General features: G+C 59.0%; 13 protein-coding genes. 10 read left to right on the forward strand and 3 right to left on the reverse strand.

Annotated features, from left to right (window positions below; genetic code table 11):
• Window positions 1-521: 521 nt before the first annotated feature.
• Window positions 522-941 carry a hypothetical protein gene (locus tag FIV42_RS15245; RefSeq protein WP_141198524.1) on the forward strand — a complete coding sequence of 140 codons (420 nt, stop codon included), beginning with the start codon at window positions 522-524 and terminating at the stop codon, window positions 939-941.
• Here the strand turns inward: FIV42_RS15245 and FIV42_RS15250 are convergent.
• Window positions 927-3,509, reverse strand: coding sequence for a DEAD/DEAH box helicase family protein (locus FIV42_RS15250; protein ID WP_168210669.1), 2,583 nt, complete (start codon window positions 3,507-3,509; stop codon window positions 927-929). The genes FIV42_RS15245 and FIV42_RS15250 overlap by 15 nt on opposite strands.
• Window positions 3,510-3,791: 282 nt before the next feature.
• Here FIV42_RS15250 and FIV42_RS15255 point away from each other — a divergent pair, with 282 nt between their 5' ends.
• Window positions 3,792-4,820: a PDDEXK family nuclease gene (locus FIV42_RS15255; protein WP_141198526.1), complete on the forward strand. Its 1,029-nt coding sequence runs from the start codon at window positions 3,792-3,794 to the stop codon at window positions 4,818-4,820.
• A gap of 49 nt (window positions 4,821-4,869) precedes the next feature.
• Here FIV42_RS15255 and FIV42_RS15260 read toward each other — a convergent pair whose 3' ends face one another.
• A complete protein-coding gene (locus FIV42_RS15260) occupies window positions 4,870-5,811 on the reverse strand; it encodes a DUF4268 domain-containing protein (RefSeq protein WP_141198527.1) in 942 nt (313 codons plus the stop codon).
• A 440-nt stretch (window positions 5,812-6,251) separates the two neighbouring features.
• On the opposite strand from FIV42_RS15260, the gene FIV42_RS15265 reads away from it, so the two are divergent.
• From FIV42_RS15265 to FIV42_RS15270, 3 genes are all read left to right on the forward strand, one after another.
• The gene (locus FIV42_RS15265; protein ID WP_168210670.1) at window positions 6,252-7,127 is read left to right on the forward strand and encodes a TerB family tellurite resistance protein; all 876 of its coding nucleotides are present in this window, start codon (window positions 6,252-6,254) and stop codon (window positions 7,125-7,127) included.
• Window positions 7,102-8,604, forward strand: a complete 1,503-nt coding sequence (locus FIV42_RS30155; protein ID WP_168210671.1) for a hypothetical protein — start codon at window positions 7,102-7,104, stop codon at window positions 8,602-8,604. The genes FIV42_RS15265 and FIV42_RS30155 overlap by 26 nt, the downstream gene beginning before the upstream one ends.
• Window positions 8,605-8,681: 77 nt before the next feature.
• Window positions 8,682-10,178, forward strand: coding sequence for a tellurite resistance TerB family protein (locus FIV42_RS15270; RefSeq protein WP_168210672.1), 1,497 nt, complete (start codon window positions 8,682-8,684; stop codon window positions 10,176-10,178).
• A 15-nt stretch (window positions 10,179-10,193) separates the two neighbouring features.
• Here the strand turns inward: FIV42_RS15270 and FIV42_RS15275 are convergent, their stop codons facing one another.
• On the reverse strand, window positions 10,194-11,690 hold the full coding sequence (locus FIV42_RS15275; protein WP_141198530.1) for a sigma-54 interaction domain-containing protein: 1,497 nt from the start codon (window positions 11,688-11,690) through the stop codon (window positions 10,194-10,196).
• Window positions 11,691-11,930: 240 nt separating this feature from the next.
• Between FIV42_RS15275 and FIV42_RS15280 the strand changes: the two genes are divergently transcribed.
• The 5 genes from FIV42_RS15280 to FIV42_RS15300 all read left to right on the forward strand — a co-directional run bounded on the left by FIV42_RS15280 (window position 11,931) and on the right by FIV42_RS15300 (window position 19,963).
• Window positions 11,931-12,188: a DUF4258 domain-containing protein gene (locus FIV42_RS15280; protein ID WP_168210673.1), complete on the forward strand. Its 258-nt coding sequence runs from the start codon at window positions 11,931-11,933 to the stop codon at window positions 12,186-12,188.
• Window positions 12,189-12,250: 62 nt separating this feature from the next.
• Complete coding sequence (locus tag FIV42_RS15285; protein WP_141198532.1) at window positions 12,251-12,916, forward strand: vWA domain-containing protein; 666 nt, start codon at window positions 12,251-12,253, stop codon at window positions 12,914-12,916.
• Between the two features lie 42 nt (window positions 12,917-12,958).
• A complete protein-coding gene (locus tag FIV42_RS15290) occupies window positions 12,959-14,359 on the forward strand; it encodes a hypothetical protein (RefSeq protein WP_168210674.1) in 1,401 nt (466 codons plus the stop codon).
• A gap of 2 nt (window positions 14,360-14,361) precedes the next feature.
• Window positions 14,362-17,721: a DEAD/DEAH box helicase gene (locus FIV42_RS15295; RefSeq protein WP_141198534.1), complete on the forward strand. Its 3,360-nt coding sequence runs from the start codon at window positions 14,362-14,364 to the stop codon at window positions 17,719-17,721.
• On the forward strand, window positions 17,705-19,963 hold the full coding sequence (locus FIV42_RS15300) for a hypothetical protein (protein WP_141198535.1): 2,259 nt from the start codon (window positions 17,705-17,707) through the stop codon (window positions 19,961-19,963). The genes FIV42_RS15295 and FIV42_RS15300 overlap by 17 nt, the downstream gene beginning before the upstream one ends.
• Window positions 19,964-19,974 lie beyond the last annotated feature (11 nt).

Here is a 19,974-nt window from a genome sequence, read left to right on the forward strand (position 1 = left end):
AAAGCAAAGCTGTGAGGCACGGCACCTATGCCCGGTTGGTTCGGCGGATTCTGTGGATGACATCTTGCCCGACGACCTGCCACACCGACAGGTCGAGCGGTGGTGGCGCTCCTTGGTGACCGTTGAACGCTTCGCTTCCCGCGAGCTGCTCCTGCACCCAACCCTCGAGTTCGAGGGCACCCACACACGATGGGCGTTCGAGTGCAGCTCAGGAGAAGGCGGTACCTTGGATTGTGATGTTCCGTTTCCGTCCGGCCAACCAGATAGCACTTACGAGGTGGCGGTCGAATTCGCTTTGCGGTCGCCGGTAGCCACTCGGTTTCCTCATTCAAGACGCCCGGGCCCACTTCATAGCAAGGCTGTACCTTTCCGACCTCGTAATCGACCATGGCAGGTGCCGCTCGATTCTCCTCCGAGCGCCGCTTATCCTGACGCTGCTGGATCCTGCCGAGGTTGTATGACTCGCTACTCGGACTGAGGAGCTGGAAGAATCATCGACGTTACTTCAGACGGAGCCGAGAATGACTGACCACAAACGCTGGGAAAATACCCGTGATGCATGGGTTTGGGCTGAAAACGATGACCTGCCGGGGCGTGACGACAAGCGTGCCGACTTCCTGAGTTTTAAGCCTGAGGAGTGGATGGGCGATGCTTTCGACCAGATTGAAGCTGCTGTGATCTCCATATCGTCACGGGTGGACCGGCATGGGGACACGTTGTCCTGCTGGACGGATCGTGGCGAGAACCTCTCGGTGCGGATCTGGCAAGCACCTTTCCCGTCACCTCCAGGTATCGAAGCGCGCATCGCGTGGTCGGTCGATGAAGATGGCCGCTGCGAGTCTGGCGAAACCGATGTCCAGCCTGACGACCCGTTTTCTCGGATTCGTGAGCATGTGATGGAGGAGATCGCCAGCGGCCTCGCCCGACTACGTGACAGGTGACGCCACTGTCTCGCCCGCGTCGCTGCTCGCGCTGACCACCCTTTCACCCTGCACGTAGACTTCGATGCGCTTCGGAGCGGCCTTCAATTTGTGGTCGGCCCGGATCTGGCGGGCCTTTTCGACCAACTTCGGGAGTCGCGGCTCCAGCCATTCGGAAGGATTGTTTGAGAATAGGTGGATCTTCCAGACCCGCAGCGCCTCGCCTCGCTGGCCAACTTCGACTCGGTCCACCGCATCGCTCTCGTAGAAGAAATTGATGACCCGAGCGAAGTAGCAGGACCACCACTTCGGATCCATCGCGTGGTCACGAATGTTTGGCGGGTATGCGTCCAGGCGCAATTCCGAAGTTGGAGCTTCGTTCCACGGGGTGGCGTGGACGCGAAAGTTGATGAAGTCGGTTCCCTTTACTTGGTTGCAGCGTTTGCACAGCGTCTGCGAGTTCTGGCGCGACGTGCTGCCGCCGTCGGAGTACGGGCGGATGTGGTCGATTTCCAATGAAGGGCGGTAGTCCCAGTCACAGCACAGGCATCGGCCCCGAGCCCGATTGATGATTTCGTCTTTCTCTTCCTCGGTTAGTTCAGGCGGCGGCGGTGCGACGACGGTCTTGTTGATCTCCGTTGGTGGTGTGTCGCTTCGCAGGCGTCGGTACGAAGCGTCGAAGGCGCTGCAGAAGTGCTCGAACGACGGGTAGAATCGTTTCCAGTAGCGATCGGCCTGGCCGTATTCTCGCCGAAGCAGGTCTTCCTCTTCGATTCGGTCGAGACGTTCCTGATAGACGTGCTGCGCGAGGACGTCGAGGTCGTGTTGGTCCCGGGCCTCGAAGGGAAAGAACTCGGGCCGGCGCCCGTCGCCCTGTGCCATGTGACGAGCCAGCGCCCTCAGGTTCGGTCGGATATTCGACATCAACTCCTCGGGCGCATCTCCAAACCGCTCAGCCCACTGGTCGACATGCGAGGCGATGCGCTCCTCGACCCGGTCGACGTCTTCGGAGAGCAGCTCGTCGACAAATACCTGCGGAAGATCCCGTGTCCATTCTTCGAGCAGGCCGTCGAATATTTCCTTTTGGTCCTCGTAGACGAGCAGCATTCGTCGGACCTGCTCGATGTTGTCGTGGTCGGCCCGCACCTCGTACTCGACACGGTACCAGCCTACGGGCAGCAACTCCGTGTACGGCACAGGGTTGATATTGATGCCGGTGTCCATCTGACGAGCGAGCCGTCGCACCAGCGCCACCGAAATCTGCTCGATAGGCGTACGTTCGGCGGGATCCCCGCCGGTTTCCAATCCACCGAAGATGTCTTCGACGTCGGCCCAGTGGATGAGTTGGCGCCAGTCGTCGATGAACGAGACGATGTGAGCTTCGTCGGTACCGCCAAATCTCGGGCCACGCAGCGCCCGTCCGACCATTTGGGTGAGCAGGATCGAACTCGTGGTCTTCCTGGTCAGGAACACAGTCTTCGCGTCCGGGACGTCCGTGCCCTCTGTCAGGATCCCGATGTTGACGACAACATCGAGCTCGCCGTTCTTGAACGCCTCGATGACCTGGTCGTTGCTGTGGCGAGTCTTGTTCCGCTCCTCGGCCGTTCGCCCTCGCGGGTCGGTATGGGAAAAGACCGAGCCGGCCCGCACGCCGCGATCCTCGAGCATCTCCTCGAGCATGATGCACTGCGGCCAACGGTCGGCGAAGATGATGGTCTGCCCGTACAGTGCCCGGTTCTGAGCGTAGTGGTCCGCGATGTGGGCGTTGCGCTCCCGGTTTTCCGCGAGCTGGGTGATGATCGACTCGGGCAGGTCTCGATTGGTGCGTGACCATCGCTCGTAGTCGGTGGCGTCGAAGGTGGGCGTGAAGTCGAGCGGGATGTCGTGGATCTTAGGCTGCGCGAGGACCCGGGCCGCCATCAGATCGTCGGCGGTGACCCGATAGATGATGCCCTGCGGAAACAACTCTCCTAGCCACCCACGCTTGCCCTCGTCGGTGTACGTGGGAGTTGCAGACATACCGAGAAGCTGCATGCGCGGGATCCGGTCACGCAGGGCGAGCAGCAGCCGGCGGTACGTGTTGGCCGGGGTGTGGTGGGCTTCATCGAAGACCACGAAGAGATCGTCGCCTGCGGCATCGATGAACTCTTCCAAGGCGTCCACGCCTCGTTTGTACGCACCTGTGATCGTCTGAATCGTCGCGATGACGACATCATCTCCCGGTTCGACGTGCCCGATGCGAAAGTGTCCAGGTGCCCCAGAAACCGTCCGCACGCTCACCTGCCGCTCCTCTCCGATCGCTTGCACGCCTTCCCCGAAGGCTTCGAACGCCTGCTCGAGAAGGTGGTGGGTATGAGCCAACCACAGCACTTTGCGACCCTCTCGAAGAGCGGTTCTTGCCAGGAACCGCGTGGCGATGAACGTCTTTCCTCCGCCCGTGGGGATGGAGAGCAGGGCGCCGGCTGCGTCGTCACGTTTGCCGTCGTACCACCGTTGTAGCGCGTCGAGCGCCTCTCGCTGGTGCTCGACCGGATGCTTGGTCGGGGAAACGCTCTTGGTGAGGTCGTATCGGGCGTACGCGTCGGTCATCATCCCATCCCAGAAGTCGGTGCGGTTTCAGCAAGCGCGAAAGCACGCGTCGTAGGTAGAAGCGGCTTCCGCTTCCCGTCGTTTCGACGAGTCATGGTGGCGGTGCGTCCATCATAGGCATTTCGGCTCGATTGCCCAATCGAGCAGTGGGATTTTCTTCCCGGAGGTGACGAGCGTGCCACCGTCCTCCAGCGCCGGCGGCGGTTTACACCGGTCTGTCGTGCTTGCGGCTAGTAGGATTTCGCTGCATCCTACCCCCAACTTCTCCATGCAGGGGTATCTATGTCCGAAGAATCATTTCTCCAGCGCCTCATCGGAGCCGGCAAGGTGATGCTTGACGAATTCACCCGGTCCAGCGAGCTGCACCGCGAGTCGAGCAGAGAGCACGCGATCCGGCCGCCGGAACTTGCCATCACACCTGAGGCCGCGGCGCGCAGAAAAGCTGGTGACACCTCGATACGCTATTGGCTCTGGGTCGCAGGTTCGGAGTCCTATCTGGACTTTGCCGGCAACGAGCGCCCAGAACTCGATCCGGACAGGAGTGCTCGCTCGGCCGGCTGGTGGACTTGCGATTCGAGCGTTCTCGAAGGTGACTTGATCATGCTGTACCGGAAGTCACCCAAGAGCGATATTGCCTACATTCTCCAGGCGACATCAGACGCTTGGAACGTCGGGTACGATCCTTATGGCTCGACGGGCGAGGCGGCCGGCTGTGAGTGGCAACCGGTGGCAAAGCTGGATTCACCCATCCCGAACCGCACCCTTCGTTCTGCTCCCGAACTCGCCGACTGGCACGCTCAGAAGGTAAACTTCATCCAACGTTCATTTCCGATTCCCGCCGAGACCTGGGACGCGCTGTTGGAGTTGGCGGATCGCGGCGACCGGGAGAGCGGTGAGCAGAAGAGTTTGCCCACCACACCAGTCGAATCTGAGCGCGACCTGGAGGAGCGCCTTAAAGCCGAGCTGCACCGGCTCGAGCCGTTCGGATATGAACTCGAGCTATGGCGCGATGAGAAAACAGGGAAGACGGGACAGCAACTGGTTCTCGCGACGGGTGGACGACTCGACCTCCTTTGCATCGACAAACGAACAGGTAGCCTCGTCGTCCTCGAACTCAAGAATGTCGGAGTTCGGCGCGAGGTCGTTGGGCAGGTGACCAGCTACATGGGCTCGGTCAAGGAGGAGTACGCTGCTGGGCGAGACGTTGTCGGCCTAATCGTTGGACGTGGAACCGACGCCCATGCTGAGTCGAGCATCAACTTTCTAAGATCCGTAAACTTTATCGACGTTGCCGAGCTGGGTTTCGAATAGCTACGCGAAAAACACCCCGCTAAATTTGCAACCGCAGATGTGCCGAGCCTTACGGCAGCCGCGACAAACGACCGTCGAACACCTTCTTGAACCGCAGCATCCGGTCGGTCGCCCACTTCAAGTACTCCTCGAGTTCCTCGTCGGAGTCCTCGATACTCCCGTCGCGATACGTGGCGATCCGGCATCCCCGACTGTTGTCGAGCCGCTCCCAGCGCAGCGGTTCACCGAACTCGTGTTCGATGGCCTCTCGTTCGGCCTGGAACGCCTCGAATATCTCCAGGTTCTCGTCGCCCTCGCCGGTGTCGATGTAAATCTCGGCTCGGATCTCGCCGCCGCGGGCAAAGCTAACTCCGTAGTTGAAGCCGCTGTGGCCGGATGAGAACGAGTACCAGTTCTGAGGCAGTCCTTTGCGTGCGCCCGTGAACCGATGCTCCTCGCGTAGGTGGTCGAGGAGGCGCTGGAAAAACTCTTGGTATGCCTTGGCCCGTTCGGAGAGCTCGCTCGACTTCGCAGCCTCCTGGGAGCGGCGCGTCCAGTCGTTTGGGAACGCGATGGGGCGAAAGTTAGCCGCCGGCGCTGAGTCGTCGATCTGCAGTACCTCGAGCACGACACCGAAGAAGTCGATGTCTCGACAGTGCTCGTTGAGCCAGTCGAGCGCCTGCCTGTGTTCCTCCCGAAACTCTCGGCAAATCCAGATTACGCCACCTGCAGTGGTGCCGGCTGCATAGGTCAGCAGCTGACCGAGGTGGGAGTGATCTGTGACTTCGAGCTGGTTCTCGATGACGACGAGTTGGTTTCGACCTAGATCCCGCGCGAGCAGGTCGACCGAGAAGTCGCCGACGCTCGACTCGCGGCGAACCAGCTCGAGCTCGAGGCCGATGGCGTCACCGAGCATCTCGATCTGGTCGGCGAGCCACGGTGTGAATTCGGTGGCTTCGTGAGCCCATACATGCCGGGGATCCAGCCGCTTGAGATTACCTAACTTGCCCATGATTCCTTCCCTACGACTAAATCAAACCCATCTACTTTCGTTGGCGCGGATCGGGGTCGTACGCGGTTTGGCGGTGCGCTTCCGTCTCGACTTTCACACACTCATTTCATACACTCATCGTGGCGTGGTTAGGGTAGGAGTTTCCCCCTGAGCCACCATGCTCGTGACGATACTCGGGAGAGACGAGCGTGTCGACCGGGTGTAAACAGCACTCCCTTCACATGTTGCGGAGGGTCTCGCCACGCGCTTACCGCGAAGAAAGTACGAGATTCCCCTTGCGCTATGGCGTTTCCGCCAATAGCCTTCCTGCATACGCAGTCGACAAAGCGGTGCGGAATCCGCTCCGCGTTAGGCACTCGCGAAGGCTTCTCAATAGCCGTTCAAGACAGCCTTTGTGCCAATTCGACGACGATAACCAACTGAAACAAAGGGGTAATACTATGGCCGATCCAGAGGAGTTTGACTTCACCGAACTTCCCGACGAGGAGCGCCTGGCATTTTTCGGTGCGCTGTTCTGTATGTCGGCGATCGATGGCGAAGTCGATCGCGAGGAGCTCTTCGTCATCTACGAGCTTATTGACTCGGAGGGCCTCAGTGACGAGTCCAAGGAGAAGCTTCGCAATTTCGTTATCGAACCTCCCGACTTTAAGGAGTGCCTCGACGTACTGAACGAGGGGAACGAGACTCTCCGCTACGCATTGATGATCAACCTCGTTGAGGTTGCAAAGGCGGATGCACTTGTAGACCCGACCGAAGAGGAAGCACTACAGCAGGCGCAATTGAAGTTGGGCATTACGGATGCGCAGTTCGAGGAAATCGTGTCGTATGTCGAAACGATGCAAGAGCTGCGAGAACGAGGTGTTGACGATGATCGGGCGACCGATGCTGTGAAAGCAGCGGTGTCGGGAATGACTGCAGTAGGTGTGCCCGTGGCTGCTGTGTACTTCTCCGGCTCGATTATCGGGCTCAGTGCCGCGGGCATCACATCTGGGCTTGCAGCATTGGGATTGGGGCTTGGGATGGTTCCAGGAATTGGGGTGGCGGCGCTGATGGGCGCGGCAGCGTTCGGCGCGCTAGCAGTAGCTCTGGACCTGGGCTCCTCTCGCAAGAAGGAGACATTGAGGAAGCAGAAGGAGCGCCGCGCTCAGCGGCTGATCGCCAACCTGCAAGACGCCATCACGCACATGATGAATCGCGTTGAAGATCTGCGGCAGGCCGCCGAAGAATCCGCTGCGAATCGCGAAGCCATCGAGAAGCTCACTCACCGCATCCGACAGCTAAAGAAGATCATTGCCAAGCGAAAAAAAGCCAGTTGAGCCCATCGCGCTGTCTGACAGCTTCTTGGAGGAATTGGCGGTCGTGCTAAGCGCACAAGCTCGCCTCGTCGAGACTGTGTCGGTTCGTCTCGACGAGGCTGAGGCTGCGTTGAGTCAGACGGGGGAAAACCGTCGTGACATTCTCGAGCTCGAGCGCGACCTAGCCGAAATCGAGGCGTCTGCTGACCTCCTGTGTGATGGGGATGTAGACGATTTCGAGGCGATCGAGATTGAGTCGCTTTATGCCGAGATCGATGCGCGCTTTGAGAGCACGTCGTGCCGCTGGCAGTACCGAAGCTGGCGTACGTTCGTGAACGAGGCGGCCGCACAGAATGTCTCAGCGGAGGGGACGATTGCTCCGCCGCTCGAGGCGCTGCTCAGCGATGAAGACCTCGAGCAGCTTCGGAACTCCGACTACGACGCTCAATTCCGCTGGGATCCGTGGGATTACGGTGTTGTTGGTGTCGCAGGAGTTCTCGCCGCGCTCACAGACTTCCTGCTCGTCAAGATCCCGCAGGACATCGCGGTTGGCGAGTTCGCCGGCCAAACCGGCAGTCCAATTACGGCTTGGCTGAAGCAGTACAATACTTCTGACAAAGAACAGCAGGATTGGTTCGCACAATTCGCACGTTGGTGCGAAAAGACCTGCAAGACCCCATACGATGGCTTTCGCTCTGCTGACGGGAAACCGTTTCCAGGCATGTCCCCACACACCCATCGCTTCCAGACCCTTGGCCACGCTCCAATTCTGGGTCTCATCTTTGGCATCATAGATCTCTGTCGAGGGACTATTACCGGCTTCAAATACGACATTGGCTCCGGGACGCACACGCCGTTTATCGGCAGACCAGCGGCCAACGGAGAGCGTGTTGGAGTATTCACCGCTTTTCTGAAGCAGGTCGGCCATATGCTGTCCGATGTGTGCACGCCTTCGGGCTTGCCTGCTCCACTCATGCAGCTTTTCCAGTTTTTGAACGTCGGCGAGATCGAAATCAATGGGGAGAAGAGAACGCTGGCCAAGCTGGCTCGTTGGATGGACTACAACGGCTTTGATCTGCGTCATTTCTTGACCAGCAGCATCAGTGTCGCCGTCGTCGAACTGGTCGTGCGCGGCTATGCCATGATCCGATATTTCCTCAAGCACGGCGAGGTGGAGTTTCCCGGCGCTGGCGATCCGAAGTTACGTTCGATGCTGCTAACCGCCCACGGGATCGCTTGTTTGGGCAACGCTGGAAAGATCGTCCTCTACCAGGGCAATCCCCTGGCCATCAATCTCGCGGAATGGATGGCGCTGTCCAAGTACGCCGTCAGTCACACGAAGTACGTGCTGTTCGAGCGGCATCGACTGCGCATGGAGCACCTCGAGCGCCTAACGGCTGCAGAATGGGATCGGCTCGAAGAGAACATGCGCAGTATCAGTGCGGTCGTGTGCGACCAGAGCGCAGAGCTCATCGAGTTGGGTACGGAGCAGCAGTAGCCAGGCCGGAAATCAGCTCGTCATCGGAGGTTGATACTGGCCATTATGAACAGAAAAAGCCCCCCTGGGAGAGTTGCATGTACTTCTCTAACGCATCGAGAGCCACACTTCAGGTACATTCCGAACTCCGTCAGAGCTTCGGTTCGTTGAATAACGAGGTGATCAACGCGCTTCTCGGCGAAGAGGTTGCCGCCGAGTACGGGGACTTGGTGCCGCTTATCAACCTTGGTAGTGCGTTGATGTCCGGCGACTCGCTCATGTTCGCGCTTGCAAAGATGAAGGGATGGCGTGTCGTTGGTCGTGGTGTCGATGCGGTGGTCTCTACGTTTGTGACATCCGCTTGGTTTGCTATCAAATATCCGTTGCTCGGCGGCGTGCTGAAGGCGATACCATTCGTTTCGGGCTTCTTCGGCCCTCCAGGCTGGTTGGTTACAGGTGTGAGCTTTGCGGCGATGAAGGGTGTTCGAACGGTTGTGTCGGGGGTGACGGCCAAACGGGATCGTCAAAGGGAGATTGCTTTTCTCAAGGCGGCAATTCCCTCGCTGTACGCACTCGCGGATCGTGATGGCGAAGTGAGTATCGAAGAGCTTCGGTTCATGCGCGACCTGCTCCGTCGCGTCCCGAGCAAAGGCAGCTTTGACCCACGTGCACGTCTGGAAACCGTCCGAGAGAGCAATGCGGAGGAACTCGCTCTTCAAGCGATTCGAGAGCAGAGCCTGACGGCCGCGCATAAGGAGACGCTACTTAAATTTGGTGTGCTCATTTGTCATTCCGACGGCGACTTTGATTCGACGGAGAAGGATTTCTTTGCTCGCCTTGCCAAGGCACTTGGGTACAGCGAAGAGAAGTACCTCGAGTTCGTCAGCGAGGTCGAGCGCCAGCACGAGCGCGAAAAAGTTCTTGCTGAAGGCGCAATCCGCGCGCTTTGGACCATCGCTGAGGCCGATGGGATGCAGGAGGACGAACTCGAACTCCTGGATATGACCCTGATGAGCCAAGTGCCGCCCGAAGCAGAGCGTCGGCGCATCGTAAACGACATTCGGGAATCGTCAGGAAGTCCTGCGTGGTCGAAGTCGCGCATTACGCAGGGGCAACCGCTGACAAAATCGCAGTCGCTGCTGAAGAAGCTACCGTTCACCAAGTCAGAACCCGACTATTCGCAGGATCTACAGATCATCGTCGATGAAGCAGCGATGTTTGTGGTGACGCTCGAGCGGCTTCGCAAACAGGAGGAACTGCGCAAGCACCGCGCTCGGCTGTTCGCGCTCGCAGAGTCGTACGGCATTGAACGGAAGGATGTCCAAAAGCAGCTCGAGAAGTTTCACAAAGCCGAGGACAAGGCGGAGAAGAAGCGCGAGAAGGTGGAGAAGGACACGAGTAGTTCTCGGTGTCCTAACTGTAGTGATGTCGGAAAGTTCGCTCTCTCTCAGCAGCGGTATCTTGGTCGAAACGAGTACGCGTGCGGCAGTTGTGGCGCGAAGATGCTCCTGTGCCGGATGCCCAAGTGTGTCGGTATGGTCGAGGCAGGCGACTTTTACGACGCTGAACTTTGTGAAGAGCACAGTCTCATTTGATGCATCCAGTGTATCTCAGGCATCTACGCCCAGCTTGTCCATCCAGTTGGACAGCGTTTGGCGCGTCCCGAGCCCAAGAAGTTCTGTCGCGCGTTTCTTCACGCCATCAGTCTCCGCGAGTGCGCGCTGGATGTAGTGACGTTTGACTTCGTTCAAGATGTCTTCGAGGTCGAATTCATCGTCGAGAGGTCGATGGAGCAATTCCTGCTGACCCGGCTCGAAGGTCAGCAAGGATGATTCGACCATCTCGCCGCTGAGGCGCGGGCCGGACGTCATGATGTAGGCGCGCAAGAGGGTGTTTCGAAGCTCGCGAATATTGCCCGGCCAGTGGTGCCGGTGAAATGCTTTTCGGGCTGGCGTCGATAGCTCCTTGGGATCGGAGCCACCGAACTCGTCGTTGATGTCGGCCAGGATCGCATTGACCAGTGGGTCGAGATCACCCGAACGTTCACGAAGGGGAGGAATGTCGAGGATACCAACGGCAATGCGATGAAAGAGATCTTCTCGAAATCGCCCTTCATTGACTTCTCGAAATAGCGAGCGGTTCGTCGCCGCGACCACACGTACGTTGATGTCGATCTCGTCACTCGAACCCACTCGCATGACCTTGCGCTCTTGGAGAACCCGAAGCACCTTGACCTGGATCTCCAGCGGCATCTCGCCGATTTCGTCGAGGAAAATCGTACCCCCGTCGGCTTCTTCGAAGTGGCCAGTGCGGTCGACTTTAGAGCCGGTATAGGCTCCTGCGACGGCACCGAAAAACTCAGCTTCCACAAGATTGGGAGGGATTGCACCACAGTTTACAGCTACGAATGGGCCGTCTTTTCGAGGGCTCGCATGATGGATTGCTTTAGCGAGTAGTTCTTTGCCAGTTCCGCTTTCGCCCTGGATCAACACCGGTACGTGTCTCGGTGCAATCAGGCGAGCGCGCCTGAGCAACTCCTGCATCTTGCCGCATTGGTGGATAATCGATTCGAACGCCGGATCCTCAGGGGTGGGCGCCTGAGCTGCTTCGACCAGACGTTCGTCGGCGTGGCGGGTTAGGTCGGCGATGTATTCCGCAGATAGGTGGAAGGGGACTGGGAGTACCTGCGCACCGTGGTCCTTAGAAGATTGAATAACTGTAGCGGGAAAGCGAGTCTTCGCAAGAATGATCCAGACGGCGGCCATGACGGGTGTACCCGGGCTGACATGGAAGGTCAGATCTGGTTTGGCGTCATCGGTGCTCTCGCTGAGCACGTCTTCCAACGCGTCGGTGGCGGCACGGTAGATGCCTTCGAAATCCATGGGTGAGTCGAGGTCGATCTCAGTGCGCAGGTCGATTTCAGCACTGGTGCGCGGCGCTACCCATTCTCGATAGCGTTGACCTTGAGCATCGTCGGAGTCACACAAGAGCACAGCACGGTCGAAATCAAACGTTTCAAAGGCTTGGGCGATCGGCCCGATCCCATTCGCCTTTCCCTGCGATGCCCGAATATCCGTAAAACCGATCCAGCAGACGAGTATTTTCATCGGTATCCATCCCCATGGTGGTAAAAGTTTTTACGTCGAACGCAAAGAACCTTACCCGATGGGCGGCGGGAGCGCCAGCTGAAGCCGCCTGGAGGGGATTTCGAGGGTTGGCATGGCCTTCGCAACATGGCTTTGGCGAGTCGATGATGAACCTGAAGCCACGGAACGAAGATGCACCACTTGAAGAGAAGCCTGCGGATTTCTCGTGCGTATCGCCCGTCGTTGAATGGGAAGTACGAATTGACCAAGCACCTGCACAAGAGGATGCACCGGCGGGGCCTGAGCCTCGATGCGGTGAGAGCCGTGCTGACCTACGGGCGCTGCGTTTACGCCAGAGGTGCCCGGGTGTTCGCCATCGGGCGGCGAGAAGCCGAAGAGTTTGCGCACGAGGCCGACCTGGAGCCGTTTCGCGGCGTGCAGGTGGTGTGTGACTCCAGCGACAACGTGGTCATGACGGTCTACCGAAACCGTGACTTCAGCGGGCTCCGCGCGAGCTGACATCGACCGTTTCAATCATAGGCACTTGTACCCATACTGAAGAAACTCAATCCGAGAAAGCCATGCAAGAAAAGAGCAAGTTCAACGAATTCACCGTTTCGTCCGCTCGCCAGCTCCCCGTTATTCTCCTCGCCGACGTCAGCGGAAGCATGTCCGTCGAGGGTAAGATCGACGCGCTCAACCGCTCGGTGTCCGAGATGATCGAGACCTTCGGCGACGAAGACGACCTTCGGGCCGAGATTCACGTGGCGGTCATCACTTTCGGCGGTGAGGCGAAGTTGCACACGCCGCTGACCAGCGCCGGCGAGACTTCCTGGGAGTCGATGCACGCCGGCGGTGGTACCCCAATGGGCCAGGCTATGGAGATGGCCGCCGAGCTGATCGAAAACCGGGAGGCGATCGACAGCCACGCGTACCGGCCGACGGTGGTCTTGGTCTCCGACGGCCAGCCGACAGATGACTGGCGTCAGGGCCTGAAGCGGCTCTCCCACGAGGGGCGCGCGAGCAAAGCCGACCGAATGGCGCTCGCCATTGGCGCCGACGCGGACGAGCAAATGCTGCGCAAGTTCCTCAACAATCCCGAGAAGCCGATTTATCGGGCCGACGATGCCAGTCGCATCAAGAACTTCTTCGACTTGGTGACGATGACCGTGACGATGCGGTCGCGCAGCGTCAACCCGAACGAGATCCCGGAGATGGACAACCCCTTCGGCCTTGAGGAGCTCTAAGCAATGAGCACGAGCGATACAGACAATATCTATCCGGAGAGCGTGGTCGACGAGAAGGGTAATACCTACGAGTTGGCCGACAAACCGCTCGGCAAGGGCGGGCAGGGGATTGTCTTTCGATCCTCGAGTACGCCCGACGTCGTCGTGAAGTTCTGTGCCCCGCCCGGTGAGGGCGGGGAGGCCAAGACGCTCGACGAGGGGCGCCGCCGACTGCGGCGGCGCCTGGAGGAAGTTCGCACGCTTCCGCTTACCGGCCTGCCCGTGGCGAGCCCATTGGCCATGCTGCACGGCCACGTCGGCTACACCATGCGTCTCCTCGAGCAGATGGGGCCCATCGGAGGGCTCATTGCCACTGGTAGCGAGGAGAGCTTGCCACAGTTCTATCTGGACAGTGGAGGTCTTCGACGCCGGCTGGAGATCCTGTCGCAACTCGCGTGGATCCTGGCGCGTCTCCACGCTGTGCCGCTCGTCTATGGGGACATCTCCCACAACAACGTGTTTGTGCCAGAGGCGGTCGACGCTAGCGGAGTGTGGCTGATTGACTGTGACAATCTCGACTGGCTGCCCCGCGCTTCGACGAGTGTCTACACACCATACTTTGGCGCGCCCGAGGTTGTGCAGCACGGCGCTCACGCAGACACGCTCACCGACGTCTATTCGTTTGCGATCCTCGCGTACTGGGTGCTCGTTCTAAATCATCCCTTTCTCGGCAGTGCCGTGGAGGTCAATGGATGGGATGTGACGACCACCGAGGACCTTGAGGAGAAGGCGCTCCGGGGGGAGTTGCCCTTTGTGGACGATCCGAGCGATGCCAGCAATCGAAGTGACGAGGGCGTGCCTCGCGCTTGGGTGTTGACTCGGCAGCTTCGGGAGTTGTTCGAGCGGACCTTCGTGGATGGGCGCGAAGATCGGACAGCTCGGCCGAGCATGGTCGACTTTGTCGACGCTTTTCGGCGTGCAGCAGATATGACCATCTGGTGTGACGAGTGCGGGATGACCCATTTCGTCAACGCCGATAGCTGCCCGTGGTGTCCCTCCGAAGGAAGCCAAACCGGAGTTTTGTCCATCGAGATACGGCATTGGGAGCCTCGCCTCGATGAAGAGGACTGGTCACTGCTGCGAGCATCCAAGCCGCTTTGGCGAAAGGTTGTTCAAGCCGGCAGAACGGATGTGATTACCACACATATGGTGTCGGCTGCGCCGCTAGAAGCAGCGAACGAGCCGGAACTCGAGGTGTCTGTCAGTCGTGGAGGTGTGTCTCTCTCCAATGTCAGCGATCGCGAGTTCCGCTTGGTCAGCGGTCCAGACGGTTCCGAAACACCGCTCCGGGGGGAGAAGACCCTCCCGTTGCCCAAAGGTAGGCGTGAGTGGTTTCTGCACTGCGGTCCTGCCGACGAGTCCCATCGGATTGCGTTCTTTCGATACTTCGAGCGGGGGAAGTAGGCATGAAGATCACTCAACTCGATCATGGGCGAGTCACGCCCATACACATTTGCCGAGTCGATAATGAGCCGTTCCCTGCGGATTTGAAGCCCGGAGTCGAGGTCGAGCTCATCGCGGGCTCTCGCGACAAAACCGCGGTACTCAAACTGGGAGACGTGTTGCTCGCCGTGGAAGGTGAGCGCGGCAATGATGGGCGTGAACTCGAACGACTTTTCGTGCGCAATCGCCCGTCGGTCACCTGGATGCTCAACCGCATCGACGACCACCGCATCATCCTGCAGGTCCACGAGTTCCCCTATGCGCTCGAGCGCCTGGAGATGGATATTGCCGTCGACGAGGAGTCAGTCGACGCGTGTCGAAATATCCACTCTGGTTTGAGCAGTGTTGAGGAGTGTGTCAGCTGGTTGACCGACCAGTGCTTGCTCGGGCTTCAAGACGACGCTGATGACAAGGCCAGCAAAGTCGTAAGCGCCTTTTTGTCTGCCGGGGCTGAGGTCGACAGCGACGATCTCGACGCGTTTACGCTCCACGGCCGATCTGTGCGGGTATTCGTGAAGCGCGAGGAGCATCCTGACGGAGATGGACAGCGTTTGCGGGTTACGGGGGCTACCAGAACAGCCGCTTCATCAGGAACGGCAGGAGTGGCGCTCGCCCAGGGCCGCCTCGCCTTTAAAGATCACAGCGTCGCAGCGCGACAGGGGGCGAAACTGCGAGCACAACTCGAAGAGTTGACTAGCGCACGAGACAGCTTCCTGGCCTTGTGGCGCAAGTACGGCGAGATGGAGGGGGCGCTCAAGCTGGAAGATGCGCGAAAGTTTGGCGTGTTCCGCTACCATCAGTGGGGATTCGGGCAGTCAGAGTCCAAGATTCGCTTCGACTTGGAAGACTTCGAACGGCTTCCGGATGCGATCGAGCACGTGCAAGGGAACGTGTACATCGAAGCTGCGAAATCAGCGCCGTCGATTTTGACGAACGAGGAGCTTGAATGGGGAGGTTTCGAGCACACGCACACAACACGACCTTTTCAAGGCGAAGTGGACATCTACAGTTCGAGGCTCCGCGCCGGTCATCTTGTCTTGGAACTCCAGGACGACGATGACCTTCCTCCTGAGAAAGGCTTCCTATACGTCTCGCTGACCGGTGACTGGAAAGTATACGAGCGACGCCAAGAGGCTCAGAAGACCATTCGACAAATGTCGGGGCCGATTTCGTATCTCGGCTTGTTGCTCGAAGGAAGTGCCGTCAACACACCAGGGAAGAATACGGTCGAGTCGCTCTCACCCGCAGTACAAAAGCGTGTTTTCGGGGAGCATCCACCGACTCCCAACCAGCGCGAAGCGATACGGGCTGCACTCAATACACCAGACATCGCAGTAATCCATGGACCACCGGGCACGGGAAAGACGACCGTTATCCGTGCCATTGTGCAGATGCTGGATGAGATCCATGGCGACGAGCCGGGCGAGCCGGTGAAGATCCTGCTGTCCGGTTTCCAGCACGACGCCGTCGAGAACGTTGTCGAGCGTATCGAGGTTCATGGTGTGCCTGCGGTCAAATTCGGCGGCCGCAATCGTCGCGATGGTTTCGCCGAGCACATGGGTCGTGTCGAGCGGACCTGCGGTGAGACTATTGCGGCCTTACGGGAGAGGCTTCCAGAGTCAACCCCGAGCGAGACGCGGCGCCACGTCGATGACATCACCGTCAACTACCTGACTGCGCCGCGGCCGCCGGCTGCTACTGCACAAATGCTCCAGCGGGTCATCGACAGTGCCGGCGATCACTTGACCATCGAATTGCTCGATGAGATTCGAGAGCAGATTGCCGAGCTTCGTCGTCTGGCGCGTCCCTTCACGCAGGATCCCGAGCGCCAATCCCTGGTGCGAGCCGTGCGCGCTCTTAGAACGACTAACACGTCGTTTGAGGATGATGGCGCACGTAACGCCGAGAGCCTTCTTTTGCGCTTCGAGCGCCACGACGGTCCCTTCACACTCGGCGACGGAGAGCAAGCCTTGCTCGACGTGGCTGCAACATGGCGCAAAGGGGACGACCTCGAGTTTCTCGAGTACCTCGAAGAGATGCGGCATCAACTTCTACTCCGTGTCGTGCCGTCCGAGGGGAGCGAACTTCGCTCTACGGTGAGGGAGGCAGTGCGGGGGCTATTGGCCAAGGTGCGAGACGAGCTCGAGGAGCGAACGCTCGAGGATATGTCCGGGATCGACGCCGTGGCTGCTGAGTTTTGCGACACGCTCGAGCGAGAGCCATACGCATACCGTCGAACCATCGAGGAGCTGACCTCCGTGAGAGGCGCGACCTGCCAGCAATCTGCCAGTCATTACCTGGCCAGACAGAAGAAGGGAGAGCCCATTAAGTATGACACGGTGATCATCGACGAGGCGGCACGTTCCACGCCGCTGGATCTACTCATTCCGATGACACAGGCCGAACGTCGTATCATTTTGGTCGGCGACCACAGGCAGCTTCCCCACATCGTCGACCGGCACATTCAGGATGAGCTCAAAGAGATGTACGACGACGAAGAGGCCGGGCCGTCGGTGGCCGAGCGGGTCGAGCAATTCATCGAGGAGAGTCTCTTCGAGCGGCTTCGTCGCACGCTCATGGAGGCGGCGAATAGCAGATATTGCGTCACTCTCGATGAACAATATCGCATGCACCCCGAGTTGGGTGACTTCGTGAGTCGCGAGTTCTACGAGAAGACGGAGGATCTCGAAGTTCGCTCTGGCCTCGAAAACGATGACTTCGAGCACGAACTGCCAGGCTACGAAGATGCGGTTGCCGCTTGGCTGGATGTTCCCGTGGGGCCGTTTGGCCGAGAAGTAGACGGTCAAAGTAAGTCACGCCCCGCCGAAGCAAAAATCATCGCCGAGGAGTTGAAGCGATTGATTGATGCTCCTCAGGAAAAGAATCTCTCATTCGGCGTCATCACATACTATGGGGCACAGCGCGACGAAATCTGGCAGGCGCTGTGCGAGCATGGACTGGCGGAGCAAGTCGAGCCGAACGAGTACCGTGTTGCTGAAGACTACCTGCGCCTGCCTGATGGGCGTGAGCGACTGCGTGTGGGGACCGTCGATGCCTTCCAGGGAAAGGAATTCGACGTCGTTTTTCTCTCCATGGTACGTAGTAACACCAAGCGCGCGAAGACTCCGCACGACTATCAGAGCAAGTACGGCTTTCTGATGTCACCCAACCGCATGTGCGTGAGCATGAGCCGACAGCGCAAGCTCCTGATTGTGGTTGGCGACCGCAGTTTTCTTCGCGAGCCTGGAGCGGACGAAGCAATCGCTCCGCTCATAGCGTTCCACGACGACCTTTGCAGGGGGGAATATGGCTGCATCAAGTGATTTCCACGGGGCAGATTCTCCGGTGCTCGATTTCGACCTGACGTCGTTTCCATTCAGGTGGAATCCAAAGACCAAGCAGTGGCTTCTTTGGCCATTCTGGGCTTATCGGGTCGTAGTTCCCCTTCCACAGCCCGAGCCGTTTAATCTCTTCGAGCGGTTTCTGCTGAAAGCTGCTCATGCAGGGGCACGTGGCACAACGCGGCTCTCAGAGGTGCTGCAGTTGGATGGCGAAATGGTCGACTTCTTGATGGAGCGGATGCGACGCCAAGGCCATGTGGATGAGTACGGCGTGCCATCGGATTCTGCGATAGAGCAGTTGCGAGAGTTCGAGAACCAAGAGCCGGAACTAAAGACTGGCCGGGTCTTTGTCGATGCGATTACCGGGCGCCTTTGGCCGCGCTTCGAAGCCGATGCGATGCAGTTAGTCGACTCGCAGATTACGCCGAACGGGAGTGCGACAGTCCGAATGGGTGGGCCGGCAAGATCAAGACTCACCGACGCCTTTGTTGTCTGGCCTGACCATCACGGCTCGCCGCCACCGCAAGCACCGGACTCCTATGCCATCGGAAATGCGGTTCGCGGCCATTTTCGCCGAATTGACGTATGGGAACGACGCACGGGTTTCTATCACAAGGGGAGCATTGGCGTACCAGTCTCTCAGATCGATGGGGGGCGTTTAGTAGATCCCGAACCGGAGGCCGTCTTTGCGGCAACGTGTGTGTTCGTACCGTCCGATGTCATTCGCTCGAGCAGCTGGCAAGTCTGCGACCCATTCGGACTAGGCCCGAGTCCCAGGTTGCGGCGCACAATGGCACAAATGATGGAGCAAGGTGCCAATAACCTTAGGGACAAGGTCAAGAAGGCGACAGGCGACGGCTATGGCGTGGATACAGTTGAGTTTGCCGAGATCTTGGAGATTCAACTGCGCCGAGCTGCGAGAGAGGTCGAAGACGAGGTCGGTCCACTGGATCGGTTGCCGGATGGTGTGCTCTCCGGACTGCTGCAAACGCAGGAAGCACTGAACAAAATGACTGAAGGAGTGACCGAGGGAGGGGAAGGACTGACGGCCGCTGACAAAGAAGCGAGAAGCGTGCTTCGATGCGCATATCGTGCAGTCGAAGACGCTTTGCGCTTCGTGGTGGGCGACCACGCAGGCACTTCAGTGGTCGGTGGATTTGGTGAGAACGCAGCGGGTAACGCGTCGGTACTTCATGGTGTGATCCGTCGACTTGGCGGACACATCGATCAAGACGAAGCGACATCCCTTCTGAAAGTCACACAAGGTCAAGCCTTTGGCGTGGTTGGTTACGACAATAGAGAGCTGCGCGCGCTGCTCGCTGTCTCAATTATGACCGCGGCCGACATGCCGCAGCACCCCATGCGGCGGGCGTTCAAAGAGAACCCCGGCCTGGTTGACTTCCTCTACGAGCTGCACAGCGAACGAGGCACGGCCGCACACGCGTCATCGAAGGAGGTTCCGATCCAGCGAATCGCCGAGCTCGTCGAGCAGGTACGTCGGTTTGTTCGAGCGTTGTTCCCGACTCCGGCAGAGGTAGGTGATTCAGTGCTGGCAGAAGCCGGCGGAGGATGGGATGCCGAGATGATGTGTCGGATCCGGGCGTCCGCAAGACAAGCAGTTGAATCGCGTGTGCCACAGGTGCGAGAAGCGAGTCCAAAACTAAAGGGCAATTTGGTCGACATGGAGCAATGCGCAATCGAGATCGATTGGTTGGTCGATGACGGTGCGTCATCAATCGGCCCCGGGCTCGATCGACGGCTTCGTGACCTTGTGATCTCAGGGGCATCGGCCGTTGAGGCCGCCGTACAAGAACTGGTTGCGACCACGCCACCGATCGAGGAAGCGGGTGACTACCTGGACAACTCCAGGGCGCTGCTCGAATTGGCCGCCAAGATGGGATTCATGCTCAATCGAGAAGGGGCGCTGCCTAGAGACCTGCTCAAAGTGCGGGCGGAACGGCTGGAGCATGCTCTCCAGCGAGGGAAGGGTTCGTTGAACGCCCTCGTTTGGGCTGGCCTTATCCGAGGCGCGGAGGGACGAGAGACGATGGTGCGCCGTCTATCGAAGTTACAGCCCGACTGGCTGCTGAAAATCGGAGAGCTTTCGAGGCGTCGAGGCCATGGAGCCGAACGTCGAATCGAACCAGAAGAACAACGAGAAGTTGCCGAGATGGTCTACAAGATCGTCGATGCCGCGCTGACGACGGTCTCAGAATCTGAATGACAACAGGAAAG

Origin of the sequence: Persicimonas caeni (genome assembly GCF_006517175.1) — a bacterium.
In the GTDB taxonomy this organism is placed as follows: Bacteria; Myxococcota_A; Bradymonadia; order Bradymonadales; family Bradymonadaceae; genus Persicimonas; species Persicimonas caeni.